Source organism: Cupriavidus sp. 05N39 (genome assembly GCF_056397325.1).
In genome coordinates, this window is record NZ_JBFTNE010000275.1 from 1 (window position 1) to 569 (window position 569).

The 569-nt window shown below is 71.0% G+C and carries 1 pseudogene; it reads right to left on the minus strand.

What is annotated here, in order from left to right:
• Nucleotides 1–569, minus strand: a pseudogene (locus tag AC1DN0_RS41270) (hypothetical protein); the annotation flags it as partial.

The window sequence follows — 569 nt, forward strand, 5'->3', positions numbered from 1 at the left end:
GCCCGGCTGCCTTGGCCAAGGCCTGCAGCAGCGCCTCGCGGCTGCGGACCTGGGCATGGGCGGTATGCACCGACTGCGGCAACGCGCCGCCGCCCCAGAACCACAGCGAATTGATCGCACGCTTGCCGTCGGCCACGCGCTGCTGGTTCCAGTCGTGGGTATGCAGCACCACCTGCGCTTCGGTCAGCAGGGCGCGCCATCGGCGCCCCGCATCGCCGTCCGGAAGATGCGCGAAGAGGTCGTCGCCCAGCACGTCATCGGGGCTGTGGAAGTCCGGCAGCGTGGTGCCCGGCGGCAGGCGCAGGTACCAGCGTGAGGGCACCGGCGCATCCAGGATGAACCCGAACCCGGCGAACAACGGTTGCAAGGCCGGCAGCAGCTGGGCCACGTCCTCGGCATCGGGCCGCAGCGTGTCGCCGTGGCCCATCATCCGTGCGCCCTGCATGTCCGGCACGACATTGGCCGGGTCTGCACGCAACCAGATCGCGTCCCCGGCGTCGCCGACATCCAGTTGGCGGGTCAGCGCGGCAACCGGCCACTGCGCCGGCTGCAGCTGGAAATGCCGCTGC